This window comes from Sphingobium sp. SG1 (genome assembly GCF_057063145.1).
Map to the genome: position 1 here is coordinate 808,059 of NZ_JBVVOJ010000001.1, position 21,972 is coordinate 830,030.

General features: G+C 63.4%; 19 protein-coding genes and 1 pseudogene. 10 read left to right on the plus strand and 10 right to left on the minus strand.

The annotated features are described in order from the left end of the window. Positions 1 to 4: 4 nt before the first annotated feature. Entirely contained in the window at positions 5 to 1,453 is a 1,449-nt protein-coding gene (locus AC0KVN_RS05325) for an alginate export family protein (protein ID WP_435568704.1), read from the plus strand. A gap of 332 nt (positions 1,454 to 1,785) precedes the next feature. Here the strand turns inward: AC0KVN_RS05325 and AC0KVN_RS05330 are convergent, their stop codons facing one another. The 7 genes and pseudogenes from AC0KVN_RS05330 to AC0KVN_RS05360 form a co-directional block, all read right to left on the minus strand. Continuing rightward, positions 1,786 to 1,992: a hypothetical protein gene (locus AC0KVN_RS05330; protein WP_138984485.1), complete on the minus strand. Its 207-nt coding sequence runs from the start codon at positions 1,990 to 1,992 to the stop codon at positions 1,786 to 1,788. A 484-nt stretch (positions 1,993 to 2,476) separates the two neighbouring features. After that, positions 2,477 to 3,670, minus strand: coding sequence for an IS91 family transposase (locus tag AC0KVN_RS05335; protein WP_435568703.1), 1,194 nt, complete (start codon positions 3,668 to 3,670; stop codon positions 2,477 to 2,479). A 3-nt stretch (positions 3,671 to 3,673) separates the two neighbouring features. Beyond that, a pseudogene (locus AC0KVN_RS05340) lies at positions 3,674 to 4,588 on the minus strand (tyrosine-type recombinase/integrase). A 362-nt stretch (positions 4,589 to 4,950) separates the two neighbouring features. Next, the gene (locus AC0KVN_RS05345) at positions 4,951 to 5,421 is read right to left on the minus strand and encodes a nuclear transport factor 2 family protein (RefSeq protein ID WP_435568725.1); all 471 of its coding nucleotides are present in this window, start codon (positions 5,419 to 5,421) and stop codon (positions 4,951 to 4,953) included. After that, positions 5,421 to 6,050, minus strand: coding sequence for a pyridoxamine 5'-phosphate oxidase family protein (locus AC0KVN_RS05350; RefSeq protein WP_435568702.1), 630 nt, complete (start codon positions 6,048 to 6,050; stop codon positions 5,421 to 5,423). Before AC0KVN_RS05350 ends, AC0KVN_RS05345 begins: the two co-directional genes overlap by 1 nt. Positions 6,051 to 6,111: 61 nt before the next feature. After that, positions 6,112 to 7,086, minus strand: coding sequence for an alpha/beta fold hydrolase (locus AC0KVN_RS05355; RefSeq protein WP_435568701.1), 975 nt, complete (start codon positions 7,084 to 7,086; stop codon positions 6,112 to 6,114). Positions 7,087 to 7,210: 124 nt separating this feature from the next. Further along, entirely contained in the window at positions 7,211 to 8,095 is an 885-nt protein-coding gene (locus tag AC0KVN_RS05360) for a LysR family transcriptional regulator (RefSeq protein ID WP_435568700.1), read from the minus strand. Positions 8,096 to 8,352: 257 nt separating this feature from the next. On the opposite strand from AC0KVN_RS05360, the gene AC0KVN_RS05365 reads away from it, so the two are divergent. The 7 genes from AC0KVN_RS05365 (at position 8,353) to AC0KVN_RS05395 (ending at position 17,306) form a co-directional block, all read left to right on the plus strand. Next, positions 8,353 to 9,342 carry a L,D-transpeptidase gene (locus tag AC0KVN_RS05365; protein ID WP_037491638.1) on the plus strand — a complete coding sequence of 330 codons (990 nt, stop codon included), beginning with the start codon at positions 8,353 to 8,355 and terminating at the stop codon, positions 9,340 to 9,342. Between the two features lie 121 nt (positions 9,343 to 9,463). Next, positions 9,464 to 9,952 carry a nuclear transport factor 2 family protein gene (locus tag AC0KVN_RS05370; protein WP_017502601.1) on the plus strand — a complete coding sequence of 163 codons (489 nt, stop codon included), beginning with the start codon at positions 9,464 to 9,466 and terminating at the stop codon, positions 9,950 to 9,952. A 140-nt stretch (positions 9,953 to 10,092) separates the two neighbouring features. Continuing rightward, positions 10,093 to 11,328, plus strand: a complete 1,236-nt coding sequence (locus AC0KVN_RS05375; RefSeq protein WP_435568699.1) for a glycosyl transferase — start codon at positions 10,093 to 10,095, stop codon at positions 11,326 to 11,328. After that, on the plus strand, positions 11,321 to 12,478 hold the full coding sequence (locus AC0KVN_RS05380) for a glycosyltransferase family 4 protein (protein WP_435568698.1): 1,158 nt from the start codon (positions 11,321 to 11,323) through the stop codon (positions 12,476 to 12,478). Before AC0KVN_RS05375 ends, AC0KVN_RS05380 begins: the two co-directional genes overlap by 8 nt. 1 nt (position 12,479) lies before the next feature. Further along, positions 12,480 to 13,499: a sulfotransferase gene (locus tag AC0KVN_RS05385; RefSeq protein WP_435568697.1), complete on the plus strand. Its 1,020-nt coding sequence runs from the start codon at positions 12,480 to 12,482 to the stop codon at positions 13,497 to 13,499. Next, on the plus strand, positions 13,451 to 14,191 hold the full coding sequence (locus tag AC0KVN_RS05390) for a winged helix-turn-helix domain-containing protein (protein WP_435568696.1): 741 nt from the start codon (positions 13,451 to 13,453) through the stop codon (positions 14,189 to 14,191). Before AC0KVN_RS05385 ends, AC0KVN_RS05390 begins: the two co-directional genes overlap by 49 nt. 316 nt (positions 14,192 to 14,507) lie before the next feature. Then, the gene (locus AC0KVN_RS05395) at positions 14,508 to 17,306 is read left to right on the plus strand and encodes a TonB-dependent receptor (RefSeq protein ID WP_375188769.1); all 2,799 of its coding nucleotides are present in this window, start codon (positions 14,508 to 14,510) and stop codon (positions 17,304 to 17,306) included. Positions 17,307 to 17,407: 101 nt separating this feature from the next. Here AC0KVN_RS05395 and AC0KVN_RS05400 read toward each other — a convergent pair whose 3' ends face one another. Both AC0KVN_RS05400 and AC0KVN_RS05405 read right to left on the minus strand, forming a co-directional pair. Next, complete coding sequence (locus tag AC0KVN_RS05400) at positions 17,408 to 18,025, minus strand: hypothetical protein (RefSeq protein WP_037520350.1); 618 nt, start codon at positions 18,023 to 18,025, stop codon at positions 17,408 to 17,410. Then, complete coding sequence (locus AC0KVN_RS05405; protein WP_210729761.1) at positions 18,022 to 18,783, minus strand: DUF2092 domain-containing protein; 762 nt, start codon at positions 18,781 to 18,783, stop codon at positions 18,022 to 18,024. Before AC0KVN_RS05405 ends, AC0KVN_RS05400 begins: the two co-directional genes overlap by 4 nt. A gap of 555 nt (positions 18,784 to 19,338) precedes the next feature. Between AC0KVN_RS05405 and AC0KVN_RS05410 the strand changes: the two genes are divergently transcribed. Beyond that, positions 19,339 to 19,716 carry a YidH family protein gene (locus AC0KVN_RS05410; protein ID WP_004207429.1) on the plus strand — a complete coding sequence of 126 codons (378 nt, stop codon included), beginning with the start codon at positions 19,339 to 19,341 and terminating at the stop codon, positions 19,714 to 19,716. An 83-nt stretch (positions 19,717 to 19,799) separates the two neighbouring features. Further along, positions 19,800 to 20,714: a formylglycine-generating enzyme family protein gene (locus AC0KVN_RS05415; protein ID WP_435568724.1), complete on the plus strand. Its 915-nt coding sequence runs from the start codon at positions 19,800 to 19,802 to the stop codon at positions 20,712 to 20,714. 47 nt (positions 20,715 to 20,761) lie between these two features. On the opposite strand, the gene AC0KVN_RS05420 is transcribed toward AC0KVN_RS05415, so the two are convergent. Beyond that, on the minus strand, positions 20,762 to 21,589 hold the full coding sequence (locus AC0KVN_RS05420; protein ID WP_435568695.1) for an outer membrane beta-barrel protein: 828 nt from the start codon (positions 21,587 to 21,589) through the stop codon (positions 20,762 to 20,764). Positions 21,590 to 21,972 lie beyond the last annotated feature (383 nt).

Consider the following 21,972-nt stretch of genomic DNA (forward strand, 5'->3'; position numbering starts at 1 on the left):
ATGCATGTTCGATCTTCTGGCGCCCGTCCTGGCCGCCTCCGCAGCACAAGCCGCCCCCGCCCCGCCGCCCGCTCCTGTCGAAGTCGCGCAGAAGGATGCGGCGCCGGCCGAGGCCCAACTGCCCCTATCGCAGACCGGCGAGCGGCCCAAGGCACCCAAGCCCGCCTTCCGCCCGATCAACCATGACGAGGATTATTCCGGCTTCCGCGACGTGCGCGACGCGAACCTGTGGACCCGCCTCAAATATCTGCCGATCGTCGGCAACACCTATGCCACGCTAGGCGGCGAACTGCGGCTGCGCCCCGAACTGCGATTGGGCGAACGCTGGGGCCGCGGCCCGCAGGATGATGATGGCAATTTCCAGCAGCGCAGCCGCATCTGGGGCGATCTCCAGGTCGAAGGTCTGTTCCGCGCTTTCGTCGATCTCGAACATGCAACCAGCACTGGCCTCGATTCCGTCGTCGCCCCGATCGAGGAAGGCCGGCTCGATTTCAATCAGGCCTTTGTCGAGGCGCATGTCCCGGTCGGCAAGGGTCGCATCACCGCCCGCCTCGGTCGCCAGGAAATCGGTATCGGCAACCAGACCGTGTTCGACATGCGCGAAGGCGCCAATACTCGCCGCTCGCTCGACCTGCTGCGCGTCATGGCGACCCAGGGGCCATGGGATGGCGGCTTCCTCACCGGCCATGCGGTGCTGGAAAAGCTCGGTACCTTCGATGACGAAACCAACCATGATTATGACCTGACCGGCTTTCATGCCGGCCGCAGCTTCGGCGCCGGCGCCCGCACCGGTCGCGCCGAAGCGCTGTTCGTCTCCTCCGACCGCGCCAGCCTCGCCTTCGACAGCGAAGCCGCCGCCCGCGACCAGCGCCGCACCCTGTCGCTGCGCTATGCCGGCAAGCGCGACGCCTGGAGCATCGATGTCGAGGGCATCCGCCAATGGGGCTCGTTCGGCGATCTCGACATCGACGCCTATTATGTCACCGGCACAGCCGCCTATGGCTGGCAGGGCGGATGGAAGCCCAAGCTGGCCCTGCGCGTCGATGTCGGCTCGGGCGACAAGAACCCCAATGACGGCAAGATCGGCACCTATGCGCCGCTCTTCCCCAAGCCGCTCACCTATAATGGCGACCTTGGCCCGCATAACCTGACGATTATCCAGCCGCAGCTGTCAATCCAGCCGACCGCGAAGCTGACGCTCGACCTATCGGTGGCAGGTCTGTGGCGCACCTCGATCCACGACGGGGTTTATTCGCTGGGTGGGCAAGTGCTGCGCCGTGCCGACGAGACCGATTCCCGTTTCTTCGGAAAGCGGGCCACCGCAGCCGGACGCTATGCCCTCAACCCTTTCACTACGCTCGGCTTCTACACGATCTACGGCGATGTTTCCGAGAAGTTCAAGCCGGGGCGCGACTTGTTCTACGCCGCCGCATACCTAACTTTCCGTATATGACATGAGCCTCTCGGCGGACGTTCGGACACACATCACCCGAACACCGCTCAGTTTCTTTCAGGCCCTTACTCGCGATAAGCATCATCTTCGCAGCATCCGTCCTGACACTGCGTAAAAAGCGCAGCGTCAGGACGAGCTGACAGCGGAGCAGACTTTACTGATCGGGCCCAGATTGCCTGGGTGCACGGCTGAACACCGCATATCTGGATCATGCGCTTCATGTTGCAGGCGGCAACGTTCAAGATCATCCCGTTCTGACGCTTTTCAGCCGTTTGGTGAGGAAGATTGTCCATCGACATCGTGTAGATGAGTTCCGGTCTGGTAAAGAGACCTCATTGGACACGGCCGGATGTATCGACCATCGGCACGCAGAGCAGGATGCCCGCACCGTCGTGTTCCAGCACTTGCTCGCTATTGTAATGGCCACGATCGGCAAGCACCGTAATCTGGTCCGAACCGGCGGCGGCGAGCGCCGCCTTCCCCATCGACGCTAACGGTGTGTGATCGGGAGCGGGCACCGTCTTTTGAACTCTAGCCAATTCGGATTTCCAGTGGGTCAGTTTCTCAGTTCATCAAATAGAAGCGGAAGGTTTCACGCAGGGGCAGTGGACGCCAAGTAGGCAGGCGTCCGTGAGACGCCATGCTCACTGCATTTGTCGCGTGTTCAAGCGCTATGGATGTCGGCTTTCCTACTTCTTCGTCGCAAATCCGACACTCGCCAAAGTCGAAGGGTTTCGGGCGCCGGCAGGCGTACGTAAACCCTGACATGTACGACCCGCGGATCGTCGAGAGAGGCGCTATGGGGATATCAGCTTCGGGACGACCAAGCGCCGGATACGCTGTGGTAAGTGTTGCAGATATTTGGTCGCCACCTGCGCAACATAATGGCGACTGGACGTGTCTGCGGCGCGTTGTTGAGCGGGAGACGGTCGTCGTTGTCCAGTGAACATGGCGATCGGCGCGACAGGGCCGAGCCCGCGAAGCCAGGTCTTGCAGGAGGGATTACGCTTGAGCCATGCCGGGTCATGACGCGTGTTCCCGGATCAGCAGGGCCGGCACAGGCGGCGCGCGCGGTTGCCGCCAGCGCTCGAAGGTCTCGATAATGATCATATGGCCGCCGCAGCATGGGCATGGCGGGCGCAGGTCCACCGGCTCTTGGGCGCTGGGTTCTTCAGGCTCGGGTGCGACGTGAAGCAGATCACGAGCAAGGGCCAGGCTGGCCTTGCGACTGGAGCCGGCGAGCAGGCCATAATGCCGGATCCGATGGAAGCCGCGCGGCAGGACATGGGTCAGGAACCGCCGGATGAACTCGTCAGCGGGGATAGTCATGATGCGCTCGCGATCAGCCCCATCCTTGCGGTAATCCTTGTAGCGCAGGGTGACGTCGGACCCATTGAAGGCAAGGATCCGCCTGTTCGATATCGCGACCCGATGCGTATAGCGCGACAGATAGGCCAGCACCGCTTCCGGTCCTGCGAACGGCGGTTTGGCATAGACGACCCAGCGCTTCTTACGGACGGGAGCGAGGTGACGCAGGAACGCCCGGCGTTCGCTCAGCGACGCGAGCGGTCCGAAGAAGGCGAGCTTCCCGGTATCGTAGAACTGGGTCAGCCGGGTCAGGAACAGCCGGCGGAACAGCTTGCCCAGAACCCGGACCGGCAGGAGGAAGGCGGGACGCGAGGATATCCATCGTTCCCCGCCTGGCGCGATGCCCCCACCCGGCACGATCATGTGCACATGTGGGTGATGCGTCATCGACGCCCCCCATGTGTGAAGCACAGCAGTGATGCCGATGCGCGCGCCGAGATGCCTGGGATCGGCCGCGATCGTCAGCATGGTCTCGGAAGCGGCACGGAACAGCAGGTCGTAGAGCAGTGCCTTATTGTGGAAGGCGATCGCCGCGATCTGCGCCGGCAGCGTGAAGACGACGTGGAAGTAGCCGACCGGCAACAGATCGGCCTCGCGTTCCGCCAGCCAGGTGCGCGCGGCCGCGCCCTGGCACTTGGGGCAGTGCCGGTTGCGGCAGCTGTTATAGGCGATCCGCCAATGCCCGCAGTCTTCGCAGGCCTCAACATGACCGCCCAGGGCAGCGGTGCGGCAGTTCTCGATCGCCGTCATCACTTTGAGCTGTGTCAGGCTCAGATGTCCGGCATGGGCCGTCCGATAGGTGGCCCCGGCGGCGCGGAAGATGTCGGCGACCTCGTGGTCAGCGCGCACGGCTCAGCCGTCTGGCGACACCTGTGGCTGGGGCGCCGGGAGCAAGGCCAGCTTGTCGAGCGGACTGATGACCGCCCGCGCAGTTCAAGTTGCAACCTTGGTGTAGAAGGCCGTGGTCTCCAGCTTCTCGTGTCCCAGCAATGCCTGGATCACCCGGATGTTCACGCCATCCTCCAACAGGTGGGTAGCAAAGCTGTGTCGCAGGGTGTGTGGACCGACCTTCTTCGCGATCCCGGCAGCCTGTGCCGCCTCCGCGACAATCCGGTAGAGATGGCGCGTGCTGATCGGCTTGAGATAATGCTGTCCGGGGAACAGCCAGCCATCGGCATGCATGACGCCCTGCTGCCGCCCGACCTTCCACCACTCGCGCAACAGGATCAGCAGGTCAGCCGGCAGGATCGCGTTGCGATATCGTCCGCCTTTGCCGCGTTCGACGCGGAGCAGCATACGCTCGCTGTCGATATCGCGCACCTTGAGCATCGCCACCTCGGCCACGCGCAGGCCCGCGCCATAGGCCACCGATAATGCCGCCTGATGCTTGAGCGAGGTGGTCGCGCCGAGCAGGCGTGCAACCTCATCGGGACTAAGGACCGTGGGCAACGATCGAGGGTGTTTAACGAAGTAAAGCCTGCGGGCTAGATCGGGCCGATCGAGTGTGCGTGTGAATAGGAAGCGCAGCGCTGATACAATGCTGTTCATCGTCGGCAGACCGACGCCTGCGTCCTGCTGATCAATCTGGAACTGACGCAGATCCTCCAGTGTTGCTGTGTCGGGAGGACGTCCGAGATAATAGGCAAAGCGCTCGACGTGGCGAACATAGTCGATCTGGGTCTTACGCGCGAACCGGCGCATGTTCATCTCGTCGATCATGCGCTGACGCAACGAACTGACTGGAAGGTCGGAAATAATCTCGATCATCGTTCGACTCCTTGGTTGAAAGGAGTTGCGATGGTCTGCCTACCCTTAGCGGGGCTCAATCATGGTGCGGCATCAGATCGATGGCCGACGTGGGGCCAGGCGTCACTCCCGCGCAGCGGGTTCGTACAGGTCCCAAGCTTAGCCAAAGCCAAACTGGGGCGCCACATCGGTCGAGAAGCCGGCGGTCTATTTAGGCGGTCCGCAACTTTCCAAAATCGCTCCTTTAAAAATCGATTAACTTATTGTTAAATGGCGACTATCCGGAATCCCCCCTCCCGCAGGAGACACCAGCTTCGATCACATCTGACGAACAACCGATATGCCGACGCACTGGCGATCGCATTTCTCTGCGGGCAGCCGCCCTACATCCCTAGCTCGCTCAACCCCGGATGATCGTCAGGCCGGCGCCCCTGCGTCCAGTGGAATTTCCGCTCGGCCGCGCTGATCGGTGCATCATTGATGCAGGCGAACCGCCGCTGCATCAGGCCGCTCTCGTCAAATTCCCAATTCTCGTTGCCATAGGAGCGGAACCAGTTGCCGCTGTCGTCATGCCATTCATAGGCGAAGCGCACCGCGATGCGGTTGTCGGTAAAGGCCCATAATTCCTTGATCAGCCGATAATCCAGTTCGCGCTGCCATTTGCGCGTCAGGAAGGCGATGATCGCGGAGCGGCCATTGACGAACTCGGCCCGGTTCCGCCACTGGCTGAGCGGCGTATAGGCCATGGCCACCCTGGCCGGATCGCGGCTGTTCCAACCATCCTCGGCCAGGCGCACCTTCTGTGTCGCGCTCTCCAGGGTGAAGGGTGGCAGCGGCGGTCTCACATTGTCCATCATGCGTCTCCCATCTTGGCCAGGCGATCCTGCAACGCCCGGTTCTCCGCTTCCAGTTGCGCCAGCCGCTCATGCAGCGGCCGGACCGCCTGTTCGATCTCGCGCTCGGTGAAGCGCGGCGTGATATGCTGCGGGCAATTCCAGTCGAACGCCTCCAGCCGCAGCCGGAAGATACGTTCTGCCCGCGCCTTGTAATCCTTGTCCATGACAAGGTCGGTGAGCGCCGGATCGGCATCGAGCGCCAGCTTCTCGACATGGACATAGATTTTCAGCCGGGCGCGGCGGGGATAGTCCATCAGGATCAGGCAGGCCCGGTCGTTTGCGGCGAGGTTACCGGTGCTGATATATTGGCGGTTGCCGCGATAATCGGCAAAGGTCAGCGCCCGGTCATCGACCAGCTTGAGGAAGCCGGGCGGGCCGCCGCGATGCTGGACATAGGGCCAGCCATCCTCCGACACGGTGGCCATGTAGAAACTGTCGCGGGCTGCCAGGAAATGGGCTTCATTGTCGGTGAAGCGGTCAAAGGCGCGATTGCCGCTGAACGCCGCCCAATGGGCGTCCGCGCCCATCTCCGCCTGCGCCGCGCGGACGCTCGGCGTCGTCGCGATATCCAGAAAACCGTAGGACATGGTCTATCTCCCATCATCCGTCCGTTGCGGGGCCATGCCTGACCATGGCCCCGCCGGGGGTTCAGCGCGCCGCGACCTTGCGATCGAGGAAGTCGCGGATCAGCGGCGCCATTTCATCCAGCTTGTCTTCCAGGGCGAAATGGCCGGTATCGAGAATATGCATCTCCGCGTCGGGTAGGTCACGCTTGTAGGGATGCGCGCCGGGTTCGGGAAAGATCTTGTCATTCTTGCCCCAGACGATCAGCGTCGGCGGCTTGCGTTCGCGGAAGAAGGCCTGAAACGCCGGGTAGAGCGGCACATTGGTGCGATAGTCGTAGAACAGGTCGAGTTGGATATCCTTGTTGCCCGGCCGGTCGAGCAAGGCCTGGTCCTGGACCCAATTGTCGGGGCTGATGCGCGACACGTCCCGCACGCCATCGGTATATTGGAATTTGGTGGCGTCGAGACCGACGAGCCAGGCCTGTGCCTCGCGATCCTTGGCCGATCCGCTCTTCAAATAGGTCTTGATTGGATCCCAGAAGGCCCCCAGCCCTTCCTCATAGGCATTGCCATTCTGGACGATAAGACCGCTGACCCGCTCGGGATGCTTGAGGGCGAGGCGGTAGCCGACCGGGGCACCATAATCCATGACATACATGGCGTAGCGCCGGGCGCCGATCTTGCCCATCAACGTGTCGACCATGTCGGCATAATGGGCAAAGCTATAGGTGAACTGGCGATGGTCGGGTGCGTCGCTCTGGCCAAAGCCCGGATAGTCCGGCGCGATCACATGATGGCGGTCGGCAAGCAGTGGGATCAGATTGCGGAACATGTGCGACGATGTCGGGAAGCCGTGGAGCAGCAATACCACCGGGCCATCGGCGGGGCCGGCTTCGCGATAGAACATCTTGACGCCATCGATCGTGGCGCTGCGATAATGGACCGTGGCGGTCGCAGCCTGTGTGGCGACGACACTGGCGGGCGCAGCGATCGCGTCGGCCGAGGCAGCGATGCCGGCGGTCGCCAGCAGAATCGAAATGACCAGTTTCTTCATCATGTCCTCCACCCTGTTGGGGTCGCTGAGCAAGGGCTTCAGCTTCTGGAGACAGAGATAATCCTTGTCCTCATTTCTGATAATTCAGGAAAACTGGAAGTCATTATTCCCTATAATGGAATAATGGTCATGCCTGCTGGAACAGCGGGTTGGCCCGCAACCGATCGACCGCCAGATCGACGAAACTGCGCACCTTGGCCGCCGCCCGACGCCCTTCGGCATGGATGACATGGATCGGCAGCGGCTTTTCCATATGCTCGTCCAGCACCGTAACCAGTCGCCCGGCCGCCAATGCCGGCTCGACCTGATAGGACAGTACCCGGGTCAGCCCCCAGCCCTGCTCGGCGGCGGCGATCGCCGCTTCATTGGTGTTGCAGAAAAGTTGAGGGTGGACCGTGACGCTGCTCCGGCCCTCCGGCCCGAAATGCCATTCGGGGGAGGCCCAGGCCCCGGTCGGGCCGATGATGCGATGATGGACAAGGTCGGCCGGGGTCCGGGGCATGACATGCTGCTCGAAATAGGCCGGCGCACCGCAGATGACCCGCCGCACCGTCCCGCCCCGTATGGCGCTCAGCCCCGAATCCGGCAGATGACCGATCCGGATGGCGACATCGATGCCTTCCTCGACGATATTGACCAGCCGATCGACGAACAGGCTGCGCCCGGTCACCGCCGGAAAGCGATCCAGATAGTCGAGCAGGATCGGCAGCACGTACATCTGGCCGAAGATCACCGATCCGGTGACGATCAGCGTGCCGGTGGGATTGCCATGGGCGCCCGCCGCCGCCGCGTCCGCATCCGCCATGTCGGCCAGGATGCGGCGGCAATCGTCGAGGTAGCCACGCCCTGCCTCCGTCAGCTTCACCGATCGCGTGGTCCGCGTGAGCAGGCGCACGCCGATCTCCTCCTCCAGCGCGGAGATCGCGCGCGTGACCGCCGGCGGGCTCAGATGCAATTGCCGCGCGGCTTCGGCAAAACCGCCGGTTTCCGCCACGCGGACGAATATCTTCATGGCTTGCCAACGGTCCAAAGCATTCCCCTCGATCATCGCTGCGGCCGAAAAGGATGCGCAGAACCCCATGCGCCGGTCAATCAGCGGGACTGACGCACCAGGTTCGTTTCGGGCGCAACAGGAACGATTATCTCATGGACCTCCCCCCCTTCATCATGACGCCTCAGGGTCGCCCCTGATGGAAATGCACAAGGATCACGGATATCACCGCAGAACGATAACCAGGGGGACATGCCGTGCCGATCGACTACCGCAATATGGTTCGCCATGGCCGCCTGCTTTGCGCCTTGCTGCTGCTCCCCTATCCCGCTCTCGCCCAGGGCGATCGCGCCACATCCCCTCCCGAATTTGCTCGCCGTGCCGACAATCTGAAGCCGGGCCAATGGGTCTGGGCGCCGCAGGTATCGCCGACCGGGCCGCTGCTCGTCTATGTCGATCTCTCGCGCCAGATCGCGACCGTCTATCGCAACGGCGTGCGCATCGCCGTGTCCACCATCTCCTCGGGCAAGGAAGGCCATGCAACGCCCACCGGCGTCTTCACCATCCTGCAGAAGGACAAGGACCATCGGTCCAGCACCTATAATAATGCGCCCATGCCCTATCAGCAGCGCCTGACCTGGGACGGGGTCGCGCTCCATGCCGGCGGCCTGCCGGGCTATCCCGAAAGCCATGGCTGCATCCACCTGCCCTATAAATTCTCGCAGGAACTGTTCGCCATCACCAGCCTGGGCGCGACCGTGGTGGTTCAGGGCAATGCCGCCACCCATATGCGCACCAGCCAGGCAAGCCTCTTGTCGCCGATCAACGACAAGGGCGAGCAGGTCGAATATCGCCCGCTCAAGGATGAGGAATATCGCTGGCAGCCCGAACTGGCGACCAGCGGCCCGCTGACCATCATCGTTTCCAAGAAGGAGCAGCGGATCGTCGTGCTGCGCAACGGCACGGAAATCGGCCGCAGCGTCGCCGAGATCAAGGATGGCGATCCCGGCTCCCATGTCATCACCCTCACCACGGGCAAGGATGGCAAGACCCACTGGCTCTATGTCGGCCTGCCGGGCCATGAAAATGATGTCGAGAATGTCGTGGACGAAGCGGTGCTGAACCGTGTGCGCCTGCCACGCGGCTTCTACGACAAGATCCGCAGCCAGTTGAAGCCGGGCACCACCATCCTCGTCACCGATTCCAGCGTCGGCGCCTCGACCGGCGAGAAGCTCACGATCATGGACGCCGTCGCCCCCCAACCCTGACCGGCGCCCCCGCGCCACTGCCAAGCATCGCCACGGCGGAGCCCTCTATGCTTGCGGGCGTCCATCCCCATGCGCACAAGCTGTCGGAAAGAGCAGCATGCCACAGGAAAGGATGAGGATAATGCCCCGCTTCACCGCCGAAACCGCCATTGCCGCGCTGGAGATCGAGCAGTTGGTGATCGACTGGGGCTATGATCTCGACCTCAACGGCGGCATGAACGTCGCGCCGCTCTGCACTGACGATTGCCATTATCTGGTCGGCGGCACGCTGCATCAGGGCCATGGCCCCATCACCGCCTTCTACACCGCCCGCAACGAGCGCGTCGCCACCCAGCAAAAGGATGGCGTCCGCACTCAGCGGCACACCATCACCAACATGCGCATTCAATTCCCGGCTGCCGACCATGGCAGCGCGCAGTTCATGCTGGTCAATTATTCGGGTGAGGGTAAGGCGCCGATCCTGAACCTGGTCGGCCCGACCATCGTCGCCGATTGCCGCATGGAATTCCGCCGGGATGCGGACGGCGAATGGCGCATCTCGCTGTTCGACAGCACGCCGATGTTCATCGGCAATGATCCGTTCCTCAACGCCGCCGTCGTCCGGAAATAGGGAAGTTCGCCGCCGGGCGGGCCTGACATGGAAATGCCGAACCCGGCGCACAATGTTACAGACATCGCCGCAATCTGAAATCGCCGGGCAAAATCACACGCAGACACTCCGCCTGACCAGCGTCAGACCCGGAGTGCAGCGTGATACAACAGCCGATCAATTTCCCGGCCCGGACCGACCAGACAGACAGGAAGACGCAGTCGATCTGCTTCTTCTTCAACGCGCAGATCCATCATCTTCTGCACGCCATGCCGCTGGCACTGGAATTGTCGCATGATCCGCGCTTTCGCGTCGATATCATAGCGGCCGGCGCCGATCATATTGCCCTGGCACGCGATCTGGCAGCCCGTCATGGCGGCGGTCGGCTGAACTTCATCCATCTCGACAATATCTGGCTGCGCACCCTGTCCCATCTGTCGGGCCACGCCAGCCCGCCCAAGCTCGCCACCCTCCTCGCCGCCCGCAGCCGCCTCGCGCGCTATGACGCGATCGTCGTGCCAGAACGCACCTCGCTGCTGCTGCGCCGGCTCGGGCTGTCGGACAGCCGCTTCATCCATACCTGTCATGGCGCGGGCGACCGCGCGGTCGGCTATGATCCGCGCATCGCCCTGTTCGACTTCGTCCTGCTGGCGGGCGAGAAACAGCGCCGGCGGATGCTGGCGCAGGGCCTGATCCGCGAGGATCATTACGCCATTGCCGGCTATGGCAAGTTCGACCTGACCCAGGGCCAGCGCCCGGTCAGCCCCTTCACCGACAATCGCCCGATCATCCTCTACAACCCGCATTTCTCGCCGCGCCTCTCCTCCTGGCAGGCGATGGGCATGGATGTACTGCGCCAGTTCGCGGCCGATGACCGGTTCAACCTGATCGTCGCGCCCCATGTCCGCCTGTTCGACAATCGCCGCAAGCGCGCCGCGGCCGAGCGCATGCTGGCCGAATTTGCCGGCCTGCCGCATATCCATGTCGACCTGGGCAGTCGGGCGAGCGTCGACATGAGCTATGTCCAGCTTGCCGCCGCCTATATCGGCGACGTGTCGAGCCAGATCTACGAATTCATCGCCAAGCCCCGCCCCTGCCTCTTCCTCAACGGCCATGGCGCGCAGTGGCGCGACGATCCCAACTATGCCCATTGGCATTATGGCCCGGTCCATGAATCCGCCGATCGCATCCCGGACAAGGTCGCCGCCGCCATGGCCGCCCATGGCATGTATGACGCCGCCCAGCGACGCGGCCTGTCCGATACCTTCACCAGCGGCGGCGCGTCCGCCTCGGCGCGCGCGGCCAGGGCGGTCGCGGATTATCTGACGCGCGGCGCGCCAGCAGCGCGGCCGGTTCCGACACCCTATAAGCTGCAGGAGGCGCTGCGCCATGGCTGATGCCGATCACCGCCTCTGGCTGGTCGCCCGCGTCCATGCGCCTGATGAAGGCGGGGTCCAGACCTATGTGACCGAAACCGCCCGCGCCTATGCTGCGCTGGGCTGGCGCGTCACCCTGTTCGCCAAATCCTCGGCCGGTCCACGCCGGGTCAGCAGCGACGGCGTCGAACTGATCGATGTCGGCCCGACTTCGCGCATGCGGGTCTATGGCCGGCTGTTCCGCGCCATGGCCGGCGCCTGGCTGCGCGGCGAGCGCCCACAGGCGATCCATGCCTGCACCTGGCGTGCGGCCCTGCCTGCCCTCGCCTTTCCCCGCCCCCTCATCGTGACGATCCATGGCCGGGAAGTCGGTCGCCCGGCCGGCGGTGCCTTCGCCCTGCTGCGGCTGGTGCTGCGCCGCGCCCGGCGCATCGTCGCGGTCAGCGCCGTCACCCGCGACCTGCTGGTACAGCGCCTGCCCGATCTCGCCGCGCGCACCATCGTCGCCTGGAACGGGGTGCGCATGCCGGCCGACCGCCCCACCACGGAGTTCCAGAATGGCGCCGCGCCGGCCCAGATACTGACCGTCTGCCGCCTGGTCGCGCGCAAGAATATTCCGGCCGCGATCGACGCCGCAGCCGCCTGCCTGCGCGAGGAGGCCTCACTCCACTACACCATTGTCGGCCGCGGCGTGGATGGCATCCGCATCCAGCAAACCGTGCGCCGCCACCAGCTGGAGGATCATGTCCGGCTGGCCGGCTATGTCTCCGACGCGGAACTGGCCGCGCAATATCGCGATGCCGACATCTTCCTCCACCCCCAGATCGCGCTGGAGGATGGCGCCGAAGTGGAGGGCTTCGGCCTCAGCGTCGCCGATGCCATGGCACAGGGGCTGGCCTGCATCGTCGGCGCGGATGGCGGCCCGGCCGAACTGGTCCGCGACGGCGTCACCGGCCTGGTCGTCGACGGCAATTCACCCAGCGCATTGCGCGCGGCGCTCGCGCTGCTGGCGCGCGATCCCGCGCTCTGCCGCCGGCTGGGCGATCAGGCGCGGATCTGGGCCGCGAACAACCTGTCGTGGGAACGGCATTGTCACCTTGTGCTGCACGAACTGTCGGCCCGCAGCCCCGCCCCGTCTAGCAGCGCGCCCGCACTGACCGAAGGAGGATAGGATGCGCATCTACAGGGGGCCCATCATCCATATCGGCTATCACAAGACCGGAACCACCTGGTTCCAGGATATTTTCTACCCTGCCGTCCGCAATCGCCGCTACCTGCCCCGCGCTGTGGCACGGGCCGCCTTCCTGGAGGCCGGCGCGCTGCATTTCGAGCCTGACCAGGCCCGCTACAAGCTGGGCCAGGACCGCGACGACATCATCCTGTGCGAGGAAAATCTGAGCGGCGGGCTACATAATGGCGGACTGGCCGGCAATCTTTCCAAGGATGTCGCCGGCCGCATCCGCGATACGCTGCCCGGCGCGCAGATCGTCATCTTCGTGCGCGATCCCTGCTCGGCCATCGCGTCGGCCTATCTCCAATATGTGAAGGGCGGCGGCACCTTCGGCATCCATCGTTATCTGTTCGGTCGAGACCGGCTCGGCCCGGTGGCGCCGGAGCGGGACGAGGCGCCCGGCTTCCGCCGTGAACATTTCGACTATGCCCGGCTGATCGCTCATTATGATCGGCTGTTCGGCGCGGACAATGTTCATGTCTTCCGCTATGAGGATTTTCGCGCCGATCCGCGTGGTTTCGCCGCCGCTTATGCTAGCCGTTTCGGGCTGGATGTCACGCTCGACCGGCTGGACTGGGGCACACGCAACCCCTCCCCCAGCCGGCTGCTGCTCTGGGCCTTTCGCGCCGCCAATCTCTTCACCCGGCGCGCCGTCGCGGACAAGGACTGCCTGCTCCATCTGCCCGGCTGGTATGGGCTCAGCCGCAAGCTGCTCCGCCGCGCCAATGCCTCGGGCCGCTTCGGCCGCCCGCTGCGCATGCGCGACATATTGGACGAGGGCGCGATCGCCCATTTCAACGACTATTATCGGCATGGCGAGGCCGCCATTGCCGACCGACTGGAACAACAGACATGCCGCGACGCAAAATCACGCGACGGGATGGCCGGACCGGCGCCGTCCTATGCTCGATCATGCAGAACAGCCACATCCTCCTTGCCGACGATGACGCAGCACTGCTGACGTCGCTGTCGGACTATTTCGGCCGCTATGGCTTCGACGTCGACACCGCCGCCAATCTCGCCGACATGCGCCGCCTTTCGGAAGAAGGTCATTATGACCTGTTGATCGCCGAACCGATGATGCCGGGCCAGCACACCGCCGGCCTGCTGCGCGAATTCGCGTTCGAACGGCGCATACCGGTCATCATCCACAGCCGCGCGAGCAGCGACATCGATCGCATCGTGGGCCTGGAAATGGGCGCGGAAGATTATCTGACCAAGCCCTGCAACGCCCGCGAACTGCTCGCCCGCGCCAATGCGGCCCTGCGCGCCCGTCGCCGCCAGGCCGATGCCGGCACCATGGCTACGGCCCCGCGCGACAATAGCTGGGTCGCCTTCCAGGGCTGGCGCTTCGACCTCACCACCCGCCAGTTGTTCGATCCGAGCGGCGGCACCATCTCGCTGTCGGAGGGCGAATATCAGTTGCTGCGCGTCTTCGTGGCCAATGCGCGCCAGGTGCTCAACCGCCACCATCTGCTCGATCAGGTCTATGGCGCGTCGAGCGACCATTATGACCGCGCCATCGATGTCCAGCTGTGCCGTCTGCGCCGCAAATTGTCGGCCGGCGGGCTCAAGGGGCAGACGATCCGCACCGTGCGCAACGAAGGCTATATCTTCGTCCACCCCGTCACGGCTGGAAACGCTGCCAACTGATCACAATAAAAATCAGATCCATTACCCCGAATATGAAAATATGCGGGGATTTTTTCGTCATAAATCAAATATAATTACGACATTTCATAAATCATGTAATTCCGTGAAACATACGCAACATTTCACAACATAATCAAAACTATCGTTATATCTGTTTTTTATTGGCAACAGCTTTGTTAAACCTTTGTGAAACACGGCAAATCGCGTTGACGCACTTCGTCGCACGCATACAAATCTCTCCATCGGCTCGCGTCATCCCAAGGACAAACCAACAGGGCGCGGACCGGGATAAAATATCCCAAGGGAGATTATTTTCATGCCGTCTCACATCATGCGGCGCCTTTCGGCGTCGACCATCCTGCTCGGCCTGGCGACCCCGGCCTTCGCGCAGACCAGCGCGGCGGATGATGGCGCGACCAGCGACACCATCGTCGTCACCGGCTCGCGCATCGCCCGCCCCGACCTGCAGCAGGCATCGCCGATCGCGATCGTCAGCGCGCAGGAATTGAAGCTCAGCGGCAAGGTCAACGTCGAATCGATCATCAATGACCTGCCCCAACTGATCCCCAGCACGACGGCAGCATCCAATAATCCGGGCGGCGGCGTGTCGACAGCGGACCTGCGCGGCCTGGGCGCCAACCGCACCCTGGTGCTGGTCGATGGCCGTCGCTATGTCTCCTATGACTCCAACCAGATCGTCGATCTCAACACCGTTCCGGCGGGCCTGATCGACCATGTCGAGGTCGTGTCGGGCGGCCGTTCCGCCGTCTATGGTTCGGACGCGATCGCCGGCGTCATCAACTTCGTGACCAAGCGCGACTTTTCCGGCGTGGAAGCAAACGCCAATTATCGCATCAACCAGGCTGGCGACGGCGGCACTTTCAACACCAACCTGCTGATGGGCGGCAATTTCGCCGACGGTCGCGGCAACGCCACCTTCTACATCGATTACACAAAGCGCGACGCCGTGCAGCAGTCGGCCCGCAGCTACACCAAGCAGGCCTATACCGATGACGGCGATGGCGGCCTGGCCGCCGGCGGCTCGGGCTCGATCCCCGGCACCCGCTTCGCCCTGTCCGGCACCCAGTATAAGTTCAACCAGGACGGCAGCTATTCGGCCTATGACGCGGCGACCGACGCCTATAATTATGCGCCGGACAATTATCTGCAGGTGCCCCAGAAGCGCATCCTGCTGAGCGCCCAGACCCATTATGACGTCAACGATCACCTGACCGTCTATGCCGAGGGTCAGTTCATCAACAACCGGGTGAAGAACCGCCTGGCGTCCACGCCGTTCACCGGCTCGGTCTCGCTCGACGTCGACTCCTCCTTCCTTTCGCCGGAATCGCAGGCGCTGCTGTCGGCCGCGGACACCGATGGCGACGGCTATGCCACCGCCGCCATCTATCGCCGCCTCAACGAGGTCGGCGCCCGCATCTCCAATGTCGACAATACCGCCTATCGCACCCTGATCGGTGCCAAGGGCCAGATTGCCGGCGACTGGAATTATGACGGCTATTACAGCTATTCGCGCACCAAGCAGGTCGAGACCCAGACCGGCAACGTATCGCGCAGCCGCGTGGAGCAGGCGCTCAAGACCACCTATGACAGCGACGGCAATCTGGTCTGTTCGGACACCAGCAATGGCTGCGTCCCGCTGAACATCTTCGGCGAAGGCAATATCAGCAGCGAAGCCGCCGCCTTCATCTCGATCCCGGTCAAGAATGTCAGCACCGTGACCGAACAGGTCGCCAGCTTCGCCGTCACCAACGGCAATCTGTTCGATCTGGGCGCCGGCCCGGCCGGTATTGCCTTCGGCGCCGAATACCGCTCCGAACATGGCAGCTATGATCCGGACTATGCCCTGTCCTCGGGCGACGTCGTCGGCTTCAACGCCGGTGAGGGCCTGTCGGGCGGCTATAATGTGAAGGAGCTGTTCGCCGAAATCGACGTGCCGCTGCTCGCCGACCTGCCGCTGGTCCACAAGCTCGACTTCAACGGCGCCTATCGCTTCTCGCATTACTCGACCGCAGCGAAGAATGTCGGCACCTTCTCGGCCGGCCTCATCTACGCGCCGATCAAGGACGTCACCTTCCGCGGTCAATATAGCCGGGCGGTGCGTGCGCCGACCGTCGCGGATCTCTATTCGGGCCAGTCGCAGGACTTCCCGACCGCGAACGATCCCTGCTCGACCGAGGACGCGACCACCAATGCCAGCCTGGCGGCCAGTTGCGTCGCGACCGGCGTTCCGTCGAGCGCGCTCGGCACCGACATCAACGGTGGCAGCTCGCAGATCGACTCGATCACCGGCGGCAACCCGAACCTGCGTGAGGAAAAGTCGGACACCTGGACCGCGGGCGTCGTGCTCCAGCCCAGCTTCCTGCCGCGCTTCAGCCTGACGGTCGATTATTACCATATCAAGATCGACAATTACATCTCGACGCCGGGCACCGCGAACATCATCAAGGCCTGCTATGGCGATCAGTCCAATGGCTGGACGCCCTACGACAGCAGCTATTGCTCGCTGCTGCCGCGCAACGAGAACAGCTATGCGATCGAGGGCGCGGAAAATCTCCTGTCCAACACCGGTGGTCTCAAGACCGAGGGCGTGGACTTCGAGATGAACTACAGCCTGCCGCTCAACTTCGGCGTGTTCGGCGCCAAGACCGGCAAGCTCAGCTTCCGCGTCGCAGGCACCCGCCTGATCCGTTACGACCTGAACCCGGTCGCGGCGATCCCGGAACTGAACCAGAGCTGCGCCGGCCGCTTCGGCGTCTATTGCGGCGATCCCTATTCCAAGCTGCGGCTCAACAACCGCATCACCTGGAGCAGCGGTCCGATCACCCTGGGCTTGACCCATCGCTATCTGTCGAGCGTCCGCGACGACGACGATACGACCACCTATAGCGTCGAGAAGATCAAGGCCTACAACCTGTTCGACCTCGGCCTCCAGGTGCAGGCGACGGAAACCTTCGGCTGGTCGCTGGGCATGAACAACATGTTCAACAAGAAGCCGCCGATCATGGGCGACAACCAGCAGCAGTCGAACACCTATCCGTCGACCTACGACGTATACGGCCGCGCCTTCTTCGTGAACGCCTCGGTCAAGTTCTGATCATATTGCCGGACGGGCCTCCTCGCCTGTCCGGCACCTGCACCACAAAAAAAGCGGCCGCCCTTTCGGACGGCCGCTTTTTCCTTTGATCGACCGGCGCCTCAGCGTGGCGGATTGACCACCACATATTGCACCGACGATCCGACATATTGCGGCTGATACCAGCTGTTGCCGCACTGCGAATAGCTGATGCCATTGACCACCACGGTCGAACAATCCGGCGGAATGCTGCGCACGATCGATCCGATCGCCGCCGCCGTCAGCGTCACCGCGGCAGCGGTCGCCACCGGATGCCAGTGATCGTCCCAATCATCATCCCACCGGTCATGGCGATGATGATCATAATGGTCGTAGCGGTCCGGACCGCCACCATGATGTCCACCGCCATGATCAACATTCACATGGACATTGTTGACCGTGTTGTGATGCCGGTTGTGATTGACATTGTTGACCGATCCGCCGCGAACGCCCGGCCGCCCGCCGGGATGGGAATTGCCCGGCCGTGCCGCATGGCCGCCGCCCGAGGGCCGCGCCGGTCGTGCGCGCCCGCCGCCACCGCGATTGCCACGGTTCCGGGGCGGCGCCGCCTCCGCCGTCGATGCGGCCATGCCCAGCACCAGCGCCGCCGATGACAGCATGACCCGACCGATGACGACCGGTTCGGCCATCAGGGCAAGCGACGCGATGATGGCCAGGCCGCGTTTTGCCTCCATGCTCATTTCGCCTCTCCCTTGCTCAGGTCCACCATGCGGATCGGATTGGCGCCGGCTGGCGCGGTGAAGGCGAGGTCAGCCGCCGACGGTCGCGCGCTGCCGTCCCAGCGCATCAGCGCGCTATATTGCGGCATCGACGGATCATTCGTGTCGGTGATCACCATCTTGCAGGGCAATTGGCTGCTGTCCTCAATCCATATCTGCCAGTCGACCTTTTCCTGGCGGAAAGCATAATGGGTGCAGGTACGGCCATCGATCGTCTCTGGGCGGATGACATAGCCCGACTTTATGCGACTGCGCAGTGTCTGGTCCGTGCCCCAGGTGAACAGGTCGGCCAGCGGCAGTTCGACACCATAGGTGGTGCGCAGGCTGTCGAGCGACTGGCCGATCGAACCGGTCACCGGCACGCTGGCATAATAGTTCAGCCGCGGCGCCAGCACCGTGAACTTCCCGCCACCGAAATAATATTCGCGGTTCTGGATGTCGGATGTGGCGACGATCTTGAACGCGTCGGGCTTGTGGACCTGAATGTCCAGCGCACCGGTGAACTGCAGCTTCTGCCCGGTATCAAGCACCACTTCGGTCGTGACATCCGCCTTCAGCGCGAAGCCGGGCAGCGAGATCAGCTTGGCGCTCATCTTGTCCATGGCGTCCATCGCCGCCGGCTCGACCACGCCCGCCGCCGGCGCGGCAGTCTGCGCATGGGCAGTGGATGCGGCCAGCAGCGCCAGCGGCACACAGAGACATTTTATCCTAGACCTCATCACAAGCTCCTTCTGCCCGGATCGGACGCGCGGCGAGATGCGCGATGCGGCTATTGGACGCCATCTCCCTTGCTGCGGCCGACTATCGCCGTTCCGACGACGCGGCCCATCGGGATAATTGCCGATTTGGCCGCATTTCTTTCCGAGCAGGGCCTGAGCCTGATGGAGCATCAGGCGGAAAGTGCAGTCCTTCTTCCCGCCTGATGCATGACCACACCCGGGGGGATGGGTGGCAGTCATTTCATGGGCCGGTAGTCCCGGCCGATCCCTGCTGCCGGGTGGTCATTTGCGCACCGTCCCGGCCTTGTCCTGTCGCTATCAAGCTAGAGCGCCGCCGGGGCCGGCCAAGTCGGGATTTGCCCTGATCGGCCTTTTGCGCCGATGCCCGTCATCCGGCGCGCGCCTAACATGCTGCTATCCAACGCTCCGCGCCGCTTTGCGCCCGCGCACCGGGAACAGATCCTCACTGTGCCGTCCCAGGGTTTATCATGATCGCCAATCCCCGACGGCACGCCTAGGATCACCGCAAGATTTCTCGCTGATGGAGCGGCGATCATGACGGAAGACATTCCCAATCTGCCAGCCGATCTGGGTGCAAAACGCACCGTCATGGCCGCGGATCGCACCTTGATGGCCTGGATTCGCACCTCGCTCTCGATGCTCAGCTTCGGCTTCACCATCTACAAATTTCTCGACGCCGCGACGGAGAAGACGGGCCATGGCGATTCCCAGAGCCCGCAGCATATCGGCCTGTTCCTCGCCGGCATGGGCACGCTGGCCATCCTGCTTGGCACATGGGGTTACTGGATGACGCTGTCCGACCTCAAGCAGACCAACCAGTTTCATCTGGGCCGACCAGTGCTGGTCATGGCGCTGATCATGTGCGTGGCCGGCATCGCCCTGTTCGCGGCCATTGCGACGCGCGCCGTATAGGCGCATCAACAGGATCGACAGACAAGGAGTATCGGTTGACCGTGCCATCCCCCCTCGCCCCTGCGGCCACTGCGCCGGACAACATGATCCATATTCCCGGCGGTCGCTTCATCATGGGGTCGGACCATCATTATCCCGAGGAAGCCCCAGCCCATCCGGTCGAGGTCGATGCCTTCTGGATCGATGCCACCCCCGTCACCAATCGCGACTTCCGCCGCTTCGTCGAGGCGACCGGCCACCGCACCACGGCGGAGATCGCCCCCAATCCGGACGATTATCCCGGCGCCCAGCCGGAGATGCTGCGCCCCGCCTCTTTGGTCTTCACGGCGACCGATCGCCCCGTGCCGCTGCATGACTGGAGCCAATGGTGGCGCTATGTCTTCGACGCCGACTGGCGCCATCCGCTCGGCCCGGACTCCTCGATCGATGATCTCGACGACCATCCGGTGGTCCATGTCACCTATGACGACGCCGCTGCCTATGCCGCCTGGGCGGGCAAGGCGCTGCCCACGGAAGCGGAATGGGAATTTGCCGCGCGCGGCGGCGTCGATGGCCAGGAATTTGCCTGGGGCGACGAACTGTTGCCCGATGGCAAGGCGATGGCGAATTTCTGGCAGGGCAATTTCCCGTCCGAAAATCTGCTGATCGACGGCTATGAACGCACCTCGCCGGTCGGCAGCTTCCCCGCCAATGGCTATGGCCTGTCGGACATGATCGGCAATGTCTGGGAATGGACCGAGGATTTCTACGCCGCCCGGCACCAGGCCGATCCCTCGCGCCCCTGCTGCGCGCCGCGCAACCCGCTCAACCAGGCGCGCGAAGCCAGCTATGACCCGCAGCAGCCGCACATCCTCATCCCGCGCCGTGTCCTTAAAGGGGGCTCGCACCTCTGCGCGCCCAGTTATTGCCGGCGCTATCGTCCAGCCGCGCGCCATGCCCAGGCGATCGACTCCTCGACCAGCCATATCGGCTTTCGCTGCGTGATCCGCGCGGCCTGACAGACACGAAAGGGCGCCGTGCCGATCCGCACGACGCCCCTTTCCTGTCAGAACCCAACCTGCATGAAGACCGCCGGGCCGCTGAAGCGGTATCTCATCCGACCAGCCCAATTATCCTTGTCGACATCGACCCGGTAATTGACGTAGCGCCACATCGCGCCGATCCCGACATTCCTGGCAAAGCGCCAGGTCACAGCCGCTTCGGTGTTGAGCAGCCGCCCCTTATAATCGTCGATCTTGAGCGACAGATAATCCGCCCTTGCGCCCAGGGTCAGGTCGGTGGCGATCCGCTGCGACGCGAACAGCCCCACCGTCGGCAACGGCGCCAGCGCCTTGCGGCGGCGCTGCGTCCCGCTCACCTGCGTTTCACCCAATCTCGCGTCGCCCTTGAGCGTCAGGGTGAAATCGGTCGCATGCAGCCCCAGCGCCGCGCCGACGCGGGTATCGGGCGTGCTCACGAACGCATAGCCGAAGGTCAGTCGGTAGACGTCGCTATCGAAGCCGCTTTCCACCCGGACACCGGCCGGATAGGTGACATCGTCAAAGACAATATCGCGCGCTACCGTCTTGGAGCCGTTGCGGCTCAGCGAATAATATTCGCCCATCACCGACCAGTTGTCGCCCAATCTTATTCCCGCCGCGACCTGCGGCAGTGCCTTGCGCTTGTCGAGATCGAGGTCGGATTCCAGGTCGATATTCGTGCCGCCATCCGGGTTGGAGGCGGGTGCGACCCGGACATGGGAACTGACCGACGGCCAATAGGCCCCCACCTCGACCCAATATTTGTCGTCGAGCGATTGCGCATGCGCGGGCGCTGCAACCGTACCCATCATCACGACACAAATGCCGCCAAGCCTGATGCTGTGACGCGCCATTTCGTCCTCCCTTCGGCCGGCGGCCGCTCATTAGATACGGTGACCATGCCGCCTGCCCCCCCTTGTGCGCCCTTGCGTAGAGCTTGGACATCGGGGTCATTGCCTAGGAGCGCGGAGAATGTTGCCGGGGTAAACCCGATGCCGTCATCACCATTGGCCTGTAATGAGGCCGGAAAATGTCGTGCAGGCCGATCCCCCCTCTCCGGGTAAATACCCGGTCATCAGATCGGGCCTCTCAACCATCCATCCGGCATGCGCGACTCAGGAGAGGCGAGCAGGCCGCCGACCAACTTCGGCGCGCCACGCTAGGTTTCGTGGACAAAGGTTGACAGCAGGATCGGGCGTTGATTCAAGGCTGCCTTTTGGAGGTGGCGTTGGGCGAG